Source organism: Burkholderia sp. Se-20373 (assembly GCF_017104705.1).
GTDB lineage: Bacteria > Pseudomonadota > Gammaproteobacteria > Burkholderiales > Burkholderiaceae > Burkholderia.
In genome coordinates this window covers 23,050-37,515 of record NZ_JAAGPH010000074.1, presented here as the reverse complement: position 1 = coordinate 37,515, position 14,466 = coordinate 23,050, and the positions used below count along the sequence as shown (strand labels likewise).

Sequence of the window (14,466 nt, the reverse complement as noted above, 5' to 3'; positions counted from 1 at the left end):
GACCACCATCTGGTGCCCGGCCTGATGCCATTTTGCGACGCGTTTCGCGACGTTCTTGATGCGCTCGACCGAGCCCATCGAAGTGCCGCCGTATTTGTGTACGATGAGTGCCATTGTCGTTCTGAACCGGAACGGAGCGGAAGGACGGGCGCGGCATGACTGGCGACATCGGGCGGATCGTGGCCGGACGCGGTGGTCGGGCCGTCAAACATCATATGAATGGCGGCCGGGACGCGGGTCCGGGCCGGTGGTCGGGCACGCTCATTTTAGGGCCGCGGCACCGCGTGTTCGGGGCGGGCGTGAACGGGTTTTGTAACCGATTGTATGGCGCGGGGCGAACGGTTTGGCGGGGTCGGTCCATTTCCATCCAAAGCGGCTCAAGCGTCTCGTGCATTCGGGTCCCGAAACGGGCCGCGGCGCCGGCTCGCCAGTCTGTAACCATTGGCGGTATACGGCCCGATACCCGTTCGTCTAGAATCCGCGTAACTTTTACAAACGATCCCCCAATAAAGCAGGCGGGGAAGCCGGCAGATGCCGGAGGGACGGAGATTCGCACGCGCCGGGCGTGCATGGCGACAGCCGTTTCCGGGCACCTTCCGCTGCCACGGGCCGCCTGCCCGCACGCATGATGAACGCACTGGAACAAGAGCTCGCCACGCTGATCATCGGCGAATTGAATCTCGAAGACGTCACGCTCGAAACCGTGACGGCCGAGACCCCGTTGTATGGCGAGGGTTTCGGGCTCGACTCCATCGACATCCTGGAAATCGCCCTGCTGATCTCGAAGAAATACGGCTTCGAGCTGCGTTCGGACAATCCGGACAACCAGAAGATTTTTGCGACGCTCGGTGCACTGGCGGCGTACGTCGCCGCGCACCGCACGAAGTGACGGGGTCGCGCACGGGCGCGACGCGCAGATGATGACGGCAGGCGGCCGCGATCGGCAGACGATGCGCGGCCGCGTCGATCGAGGTGGAACGCGATGAACGGAGCAATTCGATGCGCTCGCTCGTGACGGGCGGCAGCGGCGCACTCGGGCAGGCGATCTGCACGGCGCTCGCGCAGGCCGGCCATGAAGTGTGGGTGCATGCGAACCGCCATCTCGCGCAGGCGGAGGCCGTCGCGCAGCAGATCGTCGCGGCCGGCGGCGCCGCGCACGCGATCGCGTTCGACGTGACCGACGCCGATGCGACGCTCGCCGCGCTGAAGCCGTTCATCGACAATGCGCCGGTGCAGATCCTCGTCAACAACGCGGGCATTCACGACGATGCGCCGATGGCCGGCATGTCGCGCCGGCAGTGGCACAGCGTGCTCGACGTGACGCTCAACGGCTTCTTCAACGTTACGCAGCCGCTGCTGTTGCCGATGATCCGCACGCGGCGCGGCCGGATCGTCAACATCGCGTCGGTGGCCGGCGTGACCGGCAATCGCGGCCAGGTCAACTACGCGGCCGCGAAGGCGGGGCTGATCGGCGCGACGAAGTCGCTGTCGCTGGAGCTCGCGTCGCGCGGCATCACCGTGAACGCGGTCGCGCCCGGCATCATCGAATCGCCGATGGCCGAGCACGCGTTTCCCGCGGAACGCATCAAGCAGCTCGTGCCCGCGCAGCGCGCGGGCCGGCCCGACGAAGTCGCGGCGATGGTCGCGTATCTGGTGTCCGACGCCGCGGCCTATGTGACGGGGCAGGTGCTGTCCGTCAACGGCGGGCTCGCCTGACGAAGCGCACAGCGTCGGCGTGACGTAACGCAACGCGGCGCAGGCCGCGAGGTTGCGCGGCCTGCGCCGCATAGTGAGGAAATCGAAGTGTCTGTGCATCCAGTCGACGCCGAACGGCGCCCGTGTTCCCTGTCGTCCTCTACCGCGCCCGTCGTGCGCGGGCAGACGGCGGCCGGGCCGGCCGCACCGCGATCGGGCGAAGCGCTCGCGCACGGCGGCGGCCGCGCGCTGCGGCTCGTCCGGACGAGCCATGCGCGGCTTGCCGCGCTGCTGCACGATGCGCGTGGTCGTGGCGATGAATTCGAGCGCGCGTTTCCCGGCGCATTGGGTGCGGTGTGCATTGGCGCGGACACGGCATCGCATGCGGAATCACGAGCGGACGCGGCGGCACGGATGCTGGCCGATGTCGTGCCCGACCTGCCGGTCGCTCCGGTGCCGATGACGCTGCTCGGCGCCGGTATCGCGCCGGACGACACCGTCTGCGAAATCTGGCAATGCCATGCGCGCGACCTGCGCAGCGAACGGCGCGGCGCGCTGCACTATCGGTACAGCGAAACGGCGGGCCTCGTGTTCGGCAGCATCGTCGTGCACGAAGATGCAGAAGAGTCGAACGAATCGCACGACAGCGGCACCCCGCTCGAACGCGCGACCCACGATGCGTACCGCGCACTGTTCGACGTGCTCGATTCGCTCGGCATGCCGCATCCGCTGCGCATCTGGAATACCGTGCCGGCGATCAATGCGGTGCAGTTCGGGATCGAACGCTATCGTCAGTTCAATATCGGCCGCCAGCATGCGTTCGATGCGTGTCGCCGCGCGCTGACGGGCGGCGTGCCGGCCGCATGCGCGCTCGGCTCGGTCGTGCCGGTCGCGGGCGATGCATCGCCGGCCGCGCCGCTCGCGATTCATTTCCTCGCGAGCCGCACACCGTCCGATCCGGTCGAGAACCCGCGCCAGGTCAGCGCGTATCACTATCCGGCGGAGTACGGCCCGCGTGCGCCGACGTTCGCGCGCGCCGCCGCATGGTCGGACGGCGATGCCGCGCCGGTGCTGTTCGTGTCGGGCACCGCGAGCATCGTCGGGCACCGCACCGTGCATCACGGCGACGTCGTCGCGCAAACGCGCGAGACAGTCGCGAACCTCGCGGCCGTGCTCGAGCAGGCCGCGCGCCAGGGGCACGGCCCGTTCTCGCTCGCCGACCTGAGCTATCGCGTCTACGTGCGCGACGCCGGCGATGCCGCGGCGCTGGCCGCGATCGAGCGCGTGCTGCGCGAGGCGGCCGGCCCCGGCGTGCGGCCGCTCGTCGTCCATGCGGACGTGTGCCGCGACGACCTGCTGGTCGAGATCGAGGCCAGCGCGGGTCATGAGGAGGCGTGGCTGTCATGAAGCGGGAAATCCTCACGATCGAGCCACCGGCCCCGCACGCGGGCGACGTCGACGAAGCCGGCCGACGGTCGCCGGCAAGTCATACACTTTTGTCAGGATCCCCGTCTTCGCAATCGGCCGTTTCCATGTCCAAGCTGCACGCCTCGTCCACCCATCTCGTCCTGATTCCGAGCTACAACCCGGGCGCGAAGGTCGACACGACCGTGCGCAATGCCCGCGCGCAGTGGAATCCGGTGTGGGTCGTCGTCGACGGCAGCACCGACGGCAGCGCCGAACGGCTGCAGGCGATGGCCGAGCGCGACCCGGGCTTGCGCGTGATCGTGCTGCCGGAGAACCGCGGCAAGGGCGCCGCGGTGCTCGCCGGGCTCGACGCGGCGGCCGCGAGCGGCTTCACGCATGTGTTGACGATGGATTCCGACGGCCAGCATCCGGCCGACCTGATTCCCGCGTTCATGGCCGCGTCGCAGGCCGCGCCCGACGCGATGGTGCTGGGCGTGCCGAAGTTCGACGCGAGCGCGCCGCAGTTGCGCGTGCAGGGGCGCCGGCTGTCGAATGCGTGGGCCGACCTCGAGACGCTGTGGGCCGGGATCGGCGATTCGCTGTACGGGTTTCGCGTGTATCCGGTCGCGCCGCTGGCCGCGATCATGCGCCGCCAGCCGTGGATGCGCGGCTTCGACTTCGATCCCGAGGCGGCCGTGCGGCTGTGCTGGGCCGGCGTGCGGCCGATCCGCATCGACGCGCCGGTGCGCTATTTCGGCCGCCACGAGGGCGGCGTCTCGCACTTCCACTACGGCCGCGACAACGCGCTGCTCGCGTGGATGCACCTGCGCCTGTTCACCGGCTTCGCGGTCCGGCTGCCGATGCTGGTCGCGCGGCGGCTGGCGCGACGCCACGGCCAGACGGCCTGAGCCCGCCCGTTTCCCGTTCCGGTCGTCGCCCGGCTGAGGCGATTGCTCCGTTTTTCGTCGTCAATTCCGTGTCGACGCGCCGCTTCGTTTCTGTTCGTCGAGTAATCAACGTGTCATCGGATGTAAACATCTGGTAATTTTCTGCCGGATTATGCAAAATCGCCGCTCCCAAATACAACTATCGAGGGATTCCGGGATGCAACTCAAGAAAGCGGTGGCAGCGTGTGGCGTGGCGTTTCTGTTGAGCGCGTGCGGCGGGGTACAGAGCCTTGACGCGAACAGCCTGACGTCGGCGGGGACCAGCCTGTACAAGGCAGCGACGCTGTCGGACAGCGACATCGCCGCACTGTCGAACGACTCGTGCAAGTCGAGCGATGCCGAATCGAAGATCGCGCCGGCGAACAGCGCCTACGCGAAGCGCCTGACGAAGGTGATGAAGGGCTTCGGCGACATGACGCTGAACGGCCAGAAGATCAACTACAAGGTCTACATGACCAAGGACGTCAACGCGTGGGCGATGGGCAACGGCTGCGTGCGCGTGTACAGCGGCCTGATGGACATGATGAACGACGACGAACTGCGTGGCGTGATCGGCCATGAAATGGGCCACGTCGCCCTCGGCCACTCGAAGAAGGCGATGCAGACGGCCTATGCGGTCAGCGCGGCGCGCACCGCGGCCGGCGCGGCATCGCCGGGCGTGGCGGCACTGTCGAGCTCGCAGCTCGGCGACATCACCGAGAAGTTCATCAATGCGCAGTTCTCGCAGTCGCAGGAAAGCGCGGCCGACGACTACTCGTTCGACCTGCTCAAGCAGAAGGGCATGAACCAGAAGGGTCTGGTCACGTCGTTCCAGAAGCTCGCGAAGCTCGACGGCGGCAAGAGCTCGATGATGGATTCGCACCCGTCGTCGGCGAGCCGTGCGCAGCACATCGAGGATCGCATCGCGAAGGGCAGCTGATCGCGCAACCGATCGCCCGCCGCGGCGGGCGATCCAGCGGCGACATGAAAAACCCCACGCTTTTCCGGGCGTGGGGTTTTGTTTTTTGGGGCGTGCTGCTTAAGGCACCATGCCCGGCAGCACGTACGCCTGCGCGAGCGTGATCAATCCGACGATCACCGCGAACAGCAGGCTGTGCCGCACCGTGAAGCGGAACAGCTCCGATTCCTTGCCGACGAGGCCCGTCGCCGCGCAGGCGACCGCGATCGACTGCGGCGAGATCATCTTCGCGGTCACGCCGCCCGTCGTGTTCGCGGCCACCGCGAGCGTCTCGGGCACGCCGAGCTGATGGGCCGTGGCCTGCTGCAGCGAGCAGAACAGCGCGTTCGACGACGTGTCCGAGCCCGTCAGGAACACGCCGAGCCAGCCGAGGAACGGCGAGAAGAACGGGAACGCGGCGCCGGTCGCGGCCAGCATCAGCGCGAGCGTCGACGACATCCCCGAATAGTTCGCGACGAACGCGAACGCAAGCACGAGGCCGATCGACAGGATCGGGCGCGTCAGCTCCTTCAGTGTCTCGCCGAACGTGACGAGCGCGTCGCGCGGCTTCATCCGCAGCAGCGCCATCGAGATCAGCGCGGTCACGAGGATCGCGCTGCCCACCGCCGACACGAGATCGATCTTCAGCACCGCGTCGAGCGCCTTCGGCGTCGCGGCGATCGGCGCGGTCTTCACGACGAGCTGGTCGAGCGCCGCCACATGGAACTTCAGCACGGTCGACGCGAGTGCGCCGTGCGCGGCGAACAGCGCCTTGAACGGCGCGATGCTCCATACGGTGACGACGGCCGTCAGGATCAGGAACGGCGACCACGCGCGCACGGTCTGCGCGAGTGTGTACGGCGACGCCTGCCGGCTCGTGCCGGTGCCGAAGCCGCTGCGCGAGCCTGCGGCTGCGCCGCCGAAGCCCGCGAGCGCGGCGCCGCCGCCCGACGCGACGAGGCCGCCGGCCGTCTGCTTCGCCGTGCGCGGCTGCCACACCTTCAGGAACGCGGCGAGTGCGACGAGGCTGACGAGCGACGACGTGATGTCCGGCAGCTCGGGCCCGATGTGGTTCGACGTGAAGTATTGCGTCACCGCGAAGCTGCCGCCCGCGACGAGCGCGGCCGGCCAGGTCTGCCGCACGCCGCGTAGCCCGTCCATCATGAACACGAGCCAGAACGGCACCGCGAGCGACAGCAGCGGCAGCTGGCGGCCGGCCATCGCGCCGATATGGAACGGGTCGATGCCCGTCACCTGCCCGGCGACGATGATCGGAATGCCCATCGCGCCGAACGCGACCGGCGCCGTGTTTGCAATCAGGCACAGTCCGGCCGCATGCAGCGGCTTGAAGCCGAGGCCGACGAGCAGTGCCGCCGTGATCGCGACGGGCGCGCCGAAGCCGGCCGCGCCTTCGAGGAACGCGCCGAACGAGAAGCCGATCAGCAGCATCTGCAGGCGCTGGTCGTCGGTGATCGACAGCACGGACGCGCGAATGATGTCGAACTGGCCGGTCTTCACGACGATCTTGTACAGGAACACGGCCGCGACGATGATCCACGCGATCGGCCAGATGCCGTACGCGAAGCCGAAGCCGGCCGCCGCGAGCGCCTGCGGCACGGGCATCCCGTACGCGAGGATCGCGACGCCGAGCGACAGCAGCAGCGTGACCGCCGCGGCGACGTGGCCCTTGAGCCGCAGCGCGGCCAGCGCGACGAAAAAGAAGATGATCGGGATTGCGGCGATGAACGCCGACAGCCCGAGGCTGCCGAGCGGCGTGTAGATCTGATGCCAGGCCTGCATGGATGTCTCCTCCATAGGTTTTTGTCGATACGGCTTGAGAAACGAAACGGTTATTCGGGCTGGCCGCGTGCGCGCAACAGGTCGGACAGGCTGCGCGGCGCCGGCTCGAGCGGCGTGCGGTGCTGCGTCCAGCCCATCTGCTTTGCGGGCGTCAGCGCACGCAGCCGCGTCGCGGTCCAGCGGAACGCGCGGTATGCACGCGGATGCGCGAACGCACCCGACCAGAAGCGCCACACGAGGTCTTCCGCGCGGTTGTAGTTCGCGCCCTGGCCGCGCAGCGGATGCGCGACGGGCTCGTCGGGCTTGCGGTTCGCTTCGGTGCGCAGCCGCACGAGCAGTTGCGGGATCGGGATCCGCACCGGGCACACCTCGCCGCACGCGCCGCACAGCGTCGATGCGGTCGGCAGGTCGGCCGTCGCGTCGAGCCCGAGCAGGTGCGGCGAGATGATCTTGCCGATCGGTCCCGGGTAGGTCGTGCCGTAGGCGTGGCCGCCGATGCGCGTATAGACGGGGCAGTGGTTCATGCACGCGCCGCAGCGGATGCACTGCAGCGTCGCGCGCAGTTGCGCGTCCGCGTAGGCCTGCGTGCGGCCGTTGTCGAGCAGCACGAGATGCAGCTCGCGCGGGCCGTCGCGTTCGCCGTCGCGGCGCGGGCCCGAGATCAGGTTGAAGTAGGTCGTGATCGCCTGGCCGGTGGCCGAGCGCGTGAGCAGGCTCGACAGCGGCACGATGTGCTCGAGCTTCTCGACGACCTTCTCGATCCCCATGATCGCGACGTGCGTGTCGGGCACCGTCGTCGACAGGCGGCCGTTGCCTTCGTTCTCGACGAGCCACAGCGTGCCCGTGTCGGCCGCCGCGAAATTCACGCCGGACAGACCGATGTCCGCCTCGGCGAACGCGCGGCGCAGCGCGCGCCGGCCGGTCTGGATCAGCTCGTCGACATCTTCCGTGTAGCGCGTGCCGGGGATGTGTTCCTCGAACAGCGCGGCGATGTCGCCGCGCGTCTTGTGGATCGCCGGCATCACGATATGCGACGGCTTCTCGCCCGCGAGCTGCACGATGAATTCGCCCATGTCGGATTCGACGCAGTCGACGCCGTGCTCGGCGAGGTAATGGTTCAGCTCGATTTCCTCGCTCGCCATCGACTTGCCCTTGATCACGCGGCGGGCCTTCTTCGCCTGCGCGATGCCGAGCACGATCGCGTTCGCGTCGGCGGCCGTCTCGGCCCAGTGCACGTGCACGCCGGCTTCGGTGAGCTTCGTTTCCAGCCGTTCGAGCAGCGCGGGCAATTGCGCGAGCGCGTGCTGCCGCACGGCTTCGCCGAGATCGCGCAGTTGCTGCAGCTCGTCGTCGTCGGGGAACTGCATTGCGCGCTTGCCTTGCAGGAAGTCCATTGCGCCGCGAAAGCTCTTGCGCAGCGCGGGATCGTCGAGCGCGGCGCGCGCGCGGGCCTTGAAGTCGCCGGGGGCGACGAATTGCAGCGTGTGGTCGTTCATTGCGGGAGCGCCTCGCTGGCGGTGGCGGCCGTATCGGTGACGATCACGACCCACAGGCGGCGCGGGCCGTGCGCGCCATAGGCGAGCGTCTGCTGGATGTCGGAGGTTTTCGACGGGCCCGACACCAGCACGAGGTTGGTCGGCATGCCGGCGTGCCAGCGCTCCGCATGCACGGCCGCGTGCAGGTCGGGGTGCAGCGTGTTCGCATGGACGAGCGCGACATGCAGCGGCGGCACCAGCGACACCGTGCGCGGCGTGCCGGCATCGGGTGAGAGCACGACGGTGCCGGTGGCCGCGATGCCCGAGCGTGCCACGGTGAAGCCCGCATCGATCGTGTCGAACAGTTCGGTCTTCCATGCGTCGATCGGCCGGTCGAACGGCACCGGCGCGACCGTGTCGGGCAGCGCGCGGGCGAGCGCCGCGGATTCGGCGCGGGCCGGGTCGAGCAGCAGGCGGCGCACGCCGGCTTCGGCGAGCCGCGCGGCGAGCTGCGCGGGCCATTCGTCGCCGGTCGCGCACCAGACGTCCGCGTGCGACGCGATGAGTGCGGCCTGCATCGTGTGGGCAAGCATGCGAGGATCGCGAGCGGTCACGGTCTCGGTCTGCGCGCGGCGCGCGTCGTAATGCGTGTCGATGCGCGCGTCGAGCGCGGGGGCGGCCTCGGCGGCGACACCCGGGGCGGCGGCGCGCAGCCGCTGGAGGATGGCGTCGCGCGCGCTCATGGCTTGTCTCCACGCAGCGATGCGGCGCCGGCCGTGCGCCGCCACAGGAAGCTGGCGAGGTGCTCGACGGGCAGCGGCGCGCCGGACTTGTCGGCCGCATGGCCGATGTTCAGCAGGCAGCCGCAGTCGGCGGACACGAGCCGGTCGCAGCCCGTCGCGCAGGCCGATGCGACCTTGTCGCGCACCATCGCGCCGGAGATGTCGGGATGCTTCAGCGAGAACGTGCCGCCGAAGCCGCAGCATTCGGATTCGCGTTCGTGTTCGATGCGCGTCACGCCCGGCAGCGCGTCGACGAGTGCGACGCCGTGCACACGCGTGCCCATTTCGCGGCGGGCCGCGCACGACGTGTGCAGCACCACGCGCTCGTTGGCGCCGGCCGGCGCGGTGAGCGCATCGAGCCGCACGTCGAGCACGTGTACGAGGAATTCGGTGAGTTCGTAGGTGCGTTCCGCAATCGCACGCGCCTGGGGGCCGTGGACGGGATCGTCGGCGAACAGCGCCGGCCAATGGTGCCGGATCATGCCGCCGCACGAGCCGGACGGCACGATCACGGGCCACGGTTCGGCGAACAGGTCGAGCTGCGCGGCCGCGACGCGGCGCGCCTCGTCGGGATTGCCGCTGCTGTAGGCCGGCTGCCCGCAGCAGCTCTGGCCGCGCGGATAGTGGACGGTCAGGCCTTCGCGTTCCAGCAGGCGGACCGCGTCGAGCCCGGCTTCGGGGACGAACAGGTCGACCAGGCAGGTCGCGAACAGATAGACGTGCGCGGGGGCGGCGGCGGGGTACTGCCTTTCGTTCATGTCTCGCTCCAGTGGCGGCGGCCCGGCATGCGGATGCGGGACGACGATTTCGCTGCATAATTCCCGCGACGGCGCCGCAGCTCAAATTGGTTGGGCCAATCGGCGCGGAAGGCATTCCGCAGGGAGACGCGACGATGGCAGCGATGACGGCACGGGGCCGGACCGAAGTGGTGATGCGCAAGATCGAGACGGCGCTGCTCGACGGCACCTGGCCGGCCGGTGCGCGCCTGCCGGCCGAGCGCGTGCTCGCGCGGGAATACGGCGTGGCGCGCAATACGGTGCGCGAGGCGACCCAGCGGCTCGTCGCGCGCGGGCTGCTGCAGAGCCGGCGCGGCGCGGGCGTCTACGTGACGGACCAGTTGCGTGCCGGTATCGCGTCGCCGTGGGGCCAGTTGGTCGCCGATCATCCGGCGCTGCGCGACGACATTCTCGAGTTCCGCCGCGTGCTCGAAGGCGCGACCGCCTATTTCGCCGCGCTGCGCGCCGATGCGAACGACCGGCGCCGGATCCGTGCGCTGCTGCGCGAGCTCGAAACCGCCCACGCGAACGGCGCCGCGGCCGTCGAAGCCGCGACCGACGCGAAGCTGCACGAGGCGATCGCACTCGCGTCGCACAACACGATGTTCCTGCACCTGCATACGAGCGTGATCGGGATGCTGCGCGAGCACATCTCGATCAACGTGGCGGGCATGACGACGCACGACGAGCAGGCGTCCGAGCTGCTGTTGCTGCAGCACCGCGTCGTGTGCGACGCGATCTGCGCGCAACGGCCCGAGGAGGCGCGCACCGCGATGCAGACGCATATCGACTATGTGCGCAGCCATTTCGAGCGCAGCGGCGATGGAGCATGAAATTGGTTGGGCCGCTTTGGTGCGTGGGCCGTCCGGCGGGCGACTCCGGAGCGGCGGGGCATCGGCGCCCGGCAGGCGGGCGGCCATCCGTGGCCTGAAGCTGCCGGCGGCGCCCCGCGCGATTGACCGGTTCATCGGGCGCCCACTAGAATCGGCCGGAACCGCGCGCCAGCCGCGCGCCGCGGCGCATGCGGGCCTTTTGCTCCGCCAGTCGAGGAAGTTTCCGTGTTCACCTCTTTGATCCGGCGCGTACCGGCCGCGCTGTCGTGGCGCGCCGCCTGCCGCCCGGCCCGCGCGCTGGCCGTCGGTATGCTGTTGTCGCTCGTCGCCGCCTGCGCGACGCATCCGCCCGCCACCACGCTCGAGCGCCCGGTCTCCCACGCGTTGCCGCCCGATGCCGCTACGCCGCTGCGCGACGCGCTGGCCGCGCCCGAGGCCGCGCATCCGGGCCAGTCCGGTTTCCGGCTGCTGCCGGAAGGTGCCGAGGCGCTGCAGATGCGCATCGCGCTCGCGCGCGCCGCGACGAAGACGCTCGACATGCAGTACTACATCGCGACCGAGGACACGACCGGCAAGCTGCTGCTCGCCGCGGCGCTGTACGCGGCCGATCGCGGCGTGCGCGTGCGGATGCTGGTCGACGACCTGAACTTCCGCGACATCGATCGCATCATGGCCGCGCTGAACACGCACCCGAACATCGAGATCCGTGTGTTCAACCCGTTCGGCGCGTCGCAGCAGCGCATGGTCGAGCGCACGGCCAATTTCTTCACACGCATCGACAGCTTCACGCGCCGGATGCACAACAAGGCGATGATCGCGGACAACCAGATCGCGATCGTCGGCGGCCGCAATCTCGGCGACGAATACTTCAACGCGAGCCCGACGCTGCAGTTCCGCGATCTCGACGTGCTGGCCGCCGGCCCCGTGACGAACGACGTCTCGGCGAGCTTCGACGCGTACTGGTCGAGTGCGAGCAGCTATCCGCTGCGCGTGCTGAATCACCAGTCGTTCGATCCGAAGGACCTCGACGCGACGCGCGACGAGCTGCGCGCCCACTGGCGCACGAACGCCGAGCCGTACAACGCGAAGCCGCTGAACGCGTCGCCGCTCGCGCAGCAGATCGCGCGCGACGAACTCGCGCTTGTCTGGGCACCCGCCGAGTTCAAGGTCGACGCGCCGGACAAGGTCGCGCGTCCGACCGACGCGTACGTGAGCCCGCCGATGCAGCGCCTGGTGGAACTCACGCGCGGCGCGCAGCAGGAATTTCTCGCGTTATCGCCGTATTTCGTGCCGCACGACGCGGGCGTGAAGATCCTCGGCGACGCGACCGCGCGCGGCGTGCGCGTCGCGATCCTGACGAATTCGCTCGCCGCGACCGACGCGGTCGCCGTGCAGGCCGGCTACGGCCCGTATCGCGTGCCGTTGCTGCGGCACGGCGTCGAGCTGTACGAGTTCAAGGCACAGCCGGGCCAGCCGCGCGCGCGCCTGTTCGGCTCGCGCTCGCGGGCAAGCCTGCATGCGAAGGCGTACGTGATCGACCGGAAGACCCTCGTGATCGGCTCGATGAACCTCGATCCGCGTTCCGCGCACCTGAACACGGAACTGGCGCTCGTGATTCACAGCCCGGCGCTCGCGCAGCAGGTCGCGACGATCTTCGCGCGCGTGACGCAGCCGGACGAAAGCTACCGCGTGAGCCTCGTGACGCCGGCGGGCGGCGGGGCGCCCGAACTCGAATGGACGGGCATCGACAACGGCCAGCCGACCACCTATCACGTCGATCCGCACGCGGGGCTGCTGCGCAACGTGATGACCGGCATGTTCATGCTGCTGCCGGTGGACGATCAGCTTTAAGGGGACGGAAGCGCTCCGGCTAAACCCGCGTTTCCGGTGCGCGGGGAAGCGTGATATGGTTGTGCGCGCAACTAATGTGGCGTGCGCGACGGCGCCGCCGGGCGGCCTGCGCGACGCGTGCCGCGCCCACCCGCAACCGGAGTTCCCCCATGCAACGTGTCCCGAACCAGCCGTTCACGCGTCCCGCCCGTTTCTCCGAAGCCGAATGGCAGGCGCGCGTGCAGCTTGCGGCGGCTTACCGCATCTTCGACCATCTCGGCTGGACCGAGCTGATCTACAACCATATCTCGCTGCGCGTGCCGGGCGAGGACGGGCATTTCCTGATCAACCCGTTCGGGCTCCATTACCGCGAGGTATGCGCGTCGAACCTCGTGAAGATCGACATCGACGGCAACGTGATCGGTCATTCCGACTGGCCGATCAACCCGGCCGGCTTCACGTTCCACAGCGCGATCCATGCGGCGCTGCCCGATGCGCACTGCGTGATGCACGTGCACACGACGCCGACGATGGCCGTGTGCTGTTCGCGCGACGGGCTGTCGTTCTCCAATTTCTATTCGGCGCAGCTGTACGGAAAGATCGCTTATCACGACTTCGAGGGCATCACCGTGCATCTCGAAGAGGGGCGGCGCATCGTCGAGAGCGCCGGCGGCCGGCCGGTGCTGCTGTTGCGCAACCATGGGCCCGTGACGATCGGCGCGACGCTCGCGCAGACGTTCTCGCTGATGTGGCTACTCAATCGCGCATGTGAGGTGCAGGTCGCCACGCATGCGATCGGCGACGCGCTGCCGATCGCGCCGCCGGTGCTCGAAGGGTGCGTGCGCGATTCGCTGAATTTCGATCCGAAGCATGGCGCGGGGCAGGACGCGTTCGACGCGCTGCAGCGGATCGTCGATCGCATCGATCCGGGCTATCGCGCGTGACGCGAAGCGGTGCGCTCGCTTCGTCGTGCCTGATACGGGGTGAACCGGATCCGACGGCGGCGTGTGCAAAAAAAACGCGGCCGGGCGGCCGCGTGAATACTCGCAGACTCCTTCGGACGAAGGAAACAAGCAACTGTGAGACGAAGTGTAGCGAAAGGCCGCGCGCCGATTCAGTCATCCGGCTGCAAAGGTCCATTCCAGGTTGATGCAGACTGACGCGCCGTGCGCCGTGCGCAGTGTGCCGTGCGCCGCGTGAGCGGGTCGGCCGGGCGCGGTGCGGCGATTCGCTGCATGGCCGTTCGGCGGACGCCCGGACCGGCGGCGATCGACTACCATCCTATCTGGCGCCCCCGCTCGGGCGGCGTACAACGTCGTACAAGGAGAGTCCATGCTCAAGCTGCGTTTGCTCCAGGTCGCGTTACTCGCGGGCGTGCTGGCCGCCGGCAGCGCCGCCGCCGAAACGGTGCGCCTGTCCGCCAATCTCCAGCCGTCGAGTGAAGTGCCGCCCACGGCGACCAAGGGCTCGGGCGACGTCGAGGCCACCTACGACACGGCCACGCACATGCTGCAGTGGAAGGTCACTTACGAACACCTCACGGGGCCGGCCACCGCCGCGCACTTCCACGGGCCGGCGCCGGTGGGCCAGAACGCGGGCGTGCAGGTGCCGATTCCGAAGGAGGAGCTGGCGAGTCCGATCAAGGGCTCGAAGGAACTCACCGACGCGCAGGTCACCGACCTGATGGGCGGCAAGTGGTATTTCAACGTCCATACGAAGGAGCACCCGGCCGGCGAGATCCGCGGCCAGGTGATGCCGGCGAACTGAGTATCGGCGTTTGATCCGTGAGCGCCGGAAACCGGCAGACACAGGCGGCATTCCGCTGTGTCGGGTGCGGGCATGAGGGCCATGCCGATGTGGTCGGTGCGATCAACATACTGGCGCGGGGGCACCGCGTTGCAGCCTGTGGAGAGCCGGTGCAGTCGGGCCGCTCCGTGAAGCAGGAACCCGCCGAGGCGATCTGAGACAAGCATCATCGTTTCGA

At 68.9% G+C, this 14,466-nt stretch carries 14 protein-coding genes and 1 pseudogene; 10 read left to right on the top strand and 5 right to left on the bottom strand.

Annotated features, from left to right (window positions below; genetic code table 11):
- Positions 1-114, bottom strand: a 114-nt coding sequence (locus G3N96_RS39890) for a hypothetical protein (protein ID WP_346778907.1), incomplete at its 3' end; no start/stop codon positions are given.
- A 514-nt stretch (positions 115-628) separates the two neighbouring features.
- Between G3N96_RS39890 and G3N96_RS22820 the strand changes: the two genes are divergently transcribed.
- The 5 genes from G3N96_RS22820 (at position 629) to G3N96_RS22800 (ending at position 4,968) form a co-directional block, all read left to right on the top strand.
- Positions 629-889, top strand: a complete 261-nt coding sequence (locus G3N96_RS22820; protein WP_039360173.1) for a phosphopantetheine-binding protein — start codon at positions 629-631, stop codon at positions 887-889.
- Positions 890-999: 110 nt separating this feature from the next.
- The gene (gene fabG, locus G3N96_RS22815; RefSeq protein WP_206138540.1) at positions 1,000-1,716 is read left to right on the top strand and encodes a 3-oxoacyl-ACP reductase FabG; all 717 of its coding nucleotides are present in this window, start codon (positions 1,000-1,002) and stop codon (positions 1,714-1,716) included.
- An 87-nt stretch (positions 1,717-1,803) separates the two neighbouring features.
- Positions 1,804-3,102 carry an endoribonuclease L-PSP gene (locus tag G3N96_RS22810; protein WP_206138539.1) on the top strand — a complete coding sequence of 433 codons (1,299 nt, stop codon included), beginning with the start codon at positions 1,804-1,806 and terminating at the stop codon, positions 3,100-3,102.
- 125 nt (positions 3,103-3,227) lie between these two features.
- Complete coding sequence (locus G3N96_RS22805; RefSeq protein ID WP_206138538.1) at positions 3,228-4,010, top strand: glycosyltransferase family 2 protein; 783 nt, start codon at positions 3,228-3,230, stop codon at positions 4,008-4,010.
- 196 nt (positions 4,011-4,206) lie between these two features.
- Positions 4,207-4,968: a M48 family metallopeptidase gene (locus G3N96_RS22800; protein ID WP_124580689.1), complete on the top strand. Its 762-nt coding sequence runs from the start codon at positions 4,207-4,209 to the stop codon at positions 4,966-4,968.
- A gap of 99 nt (positions 4,969-5,067) precedes the next feature.
- Here G3N96_RS22800 and G3N96_RS22795 read toward each other — a convergent pair whose 3' ends face one another.
- The 4 genes from G3N96_RS22795 to G3N96_RS22780 are packed head-to-tail and all read right to left on the bottom strand — an operon-like array spanning position 5,068 to position 9,801.
- Positions 5,068-6,786 carry a lactate permease LctP family transporter gene (locus G3N96_RS22795; protein ID WP_206138537.1) on the bottom strand — a complete coding sequence of 573 codons (1,719 nt, stop codon included), beginning with the start codon at positions 6,784-6,786 and terminating at the stop codon, positions 5,068-5,070.
- 50 nt (positions 6,787-6,836) lie between these two features.
- A complete protein-coding gene (locus G3N96_RS22790) occupies positions 6,837-8,282 on the bottom strand; it encodes a LutB/LldF family L-lactate oxidation iron-sulfur protein (RefSeq protein ID WP_124580693.1) in 1,446 nt (481 codons plus the stop codon).
- On the bottom strand, positions 8,279-9,004 hold the full coding sequence (locus G3N96_RS22785; RefSeq protein ID WP_206138536.1) for a lactate utilization protein C: 726 nt from the start codon (positions 9,002-9,004) through the stop codon (positions 8,279-8,281). Before G3N96_RS22785 ends, G3N96_RS22790 begins: the two co-directional genes overlap by 4 nt.
- Positions 9,001-9,801, bottom strand: a complete 801-nt coding sequence (locus tag G3N96_RS22780; protein ID WP_206138535.1) for a (Fe-S)-binding protein — start codon at positions 9,799-9,801, stop codon at positions 9,001-9,003. The genes G3N96_RS22785 and G3N96_RS22780 overlap by 4 nt, the downstream gene beginning before the upstream one ends.
- A gap of 134 nt (positions 9,802-9,935) precedes the next feature.
- Here G3N96_RS22780 and G3N96_RS22775 point away from each other — a divergent pair, with 134 nt between their 5' ends.
- From G3N96_RS22775 to G3N96_RS22755, 5 genes and pseudogenes are all read left to right on the top strand, one after another.
- The gene (locus G3N96_RS22775; protein ID WP_206138534.1) at positions 9,936-10,652 is read left to right on the top strand and encodes a FadR/GntR family transcriptional regulator; all 717 of its coding nucleotides are present in this window, start codon (positions 9,936-9,938) and stop codon (positions 10,650-10,652) included.
- A gap of 225 nt (positions 10,653-10,877) precedes the next feature.
- Positions 10,878-12,503 (top strand): phospholipase D-like domain-containing protein, encoded by a 1,626-nt coding sequence (locus tag G3N96_RS22770; RefSeq protein WP_206138533.1) that lies wholly within the window; start codon positions 10,878-10,880, stop codon positions 12,501-12,503.
- 149 nt (positions 12,504-12,652) lie between these two features.
- Positions 12,653-13,426 carry a class II aldolase/adducin family protein gene (locus G3N96_RS22765; RefSeq protein ID WP_006497398.1) on the top strand — a complete coding sequence of 258 codons (774 nt, stop codon included), beginning with the start codon at positions 12,653-12,655 and terminating at the stop codon, positions 13,424-13,426.
- A 388-nt stretch (positions 13,427-13,814) separates the two neighbouring features.
- A complete protein-coding gene (locus G3N96_RS22760; RefSeq protein WP_046544429.1) occupies positions 13,815-14,249 on the top strand; it encodes a CHRD domain-containing protein in 435 nt (144 codons plus the stop codon).
- A gap of 17 nt (positions 14,250-14,266) precedes the next feature.
- A pseudogene (locus tag G3N96_RS22755) lies at positions 14,267-14,446 on the top strand (zinc ribbon domain-containing protein); the annotation flags it as partial.
- Between the last annotated feature and the right edge of the window lie 20 nt (positions 14,447-14,466).

Excerpts from the sequence above, each read along its gene's own strand:
- G3N96_RS22780 (WP_206138535.1), bottom strand. The coding sequence starts at position 9,801 with ATGAACGAAAGGCAGTACCCCGCCGCCGCCCCCGCGCACGTCTATCTG.
- G3N96_RS22795 (WP_206138537.1), bottom strand. The coding sequence starts at position 6,786 with ATGCAGGCCTGGCATCAGATCTACACGCCGCTCGGCAGCCTCGGGCTG.
- G3N96_RS22800 (WP_124580689.1), top strand. The coding sequence starts at position 4,207 with ATGCAACTCAAGAAAGCGGTGGCAGCGTGTGGCGTGGCGTTTCTGTTG.
- G3N96_RS22775 (WP_206138534.1), top strand. The coding sequence starts at position 9,936 with ATGGCAGCGATGACGGCACGGGGCCGGACCGAAGTGGTGATGCGCAAG.
- G3N96_RS22765 (WP_006497398.1), top strand. The coding sequence starts at position 12,653 with ATGCAACGTGTCCCGAACCAGCCGTTCACGCGTCCCGCCCGTTTCTCC.
- G3N96_RS22805 (WP_206138538.1), top strand. The coding sequence starts at position 3,228 with ATGTCCAAGCTGCACGCCTCGTCCACCCATCTCGTCCTGATTCCGAGC.
- fabG (WP_206138540.1), top strand. The coding sequence starts at position 1,000 with ATGCGCTCGCTCGTGACGGGCGGCAGCGGCGCACTCGGGCAGGCGATC.
- G3N96_RS22760 (WP_046544429.1), top strand. The coding sequence starts at position 13,815 with ATGCTCAAGCTGCGTTTGCTCCAGGTCGCGTTACTCGCGGGCGTGCTG.
- G3N96_RS22820 (WP_039360173.1), top strand. The coding sequence starts at position 629 with ATGAACGCACTGGAACAAGAGCTCGCCACGCTGATCATCGGCGAATTG.
- G3N96_RS22785 (WP_206138536.1), bottom strand. The coding sequence starts at position 9,004 with ATGAGCGCGCGCGACGCCATCCTCCAGCGGCTGCGCGCCGCCGCCCCG.
- G3N96_RS22790 (WP_124580693.1), bottom strand. The coding sequence starts at position 8,282 with ATGAACGACCACACGCTGCAATTCGTCGCCCCCGGCGACTTCAAGGCC.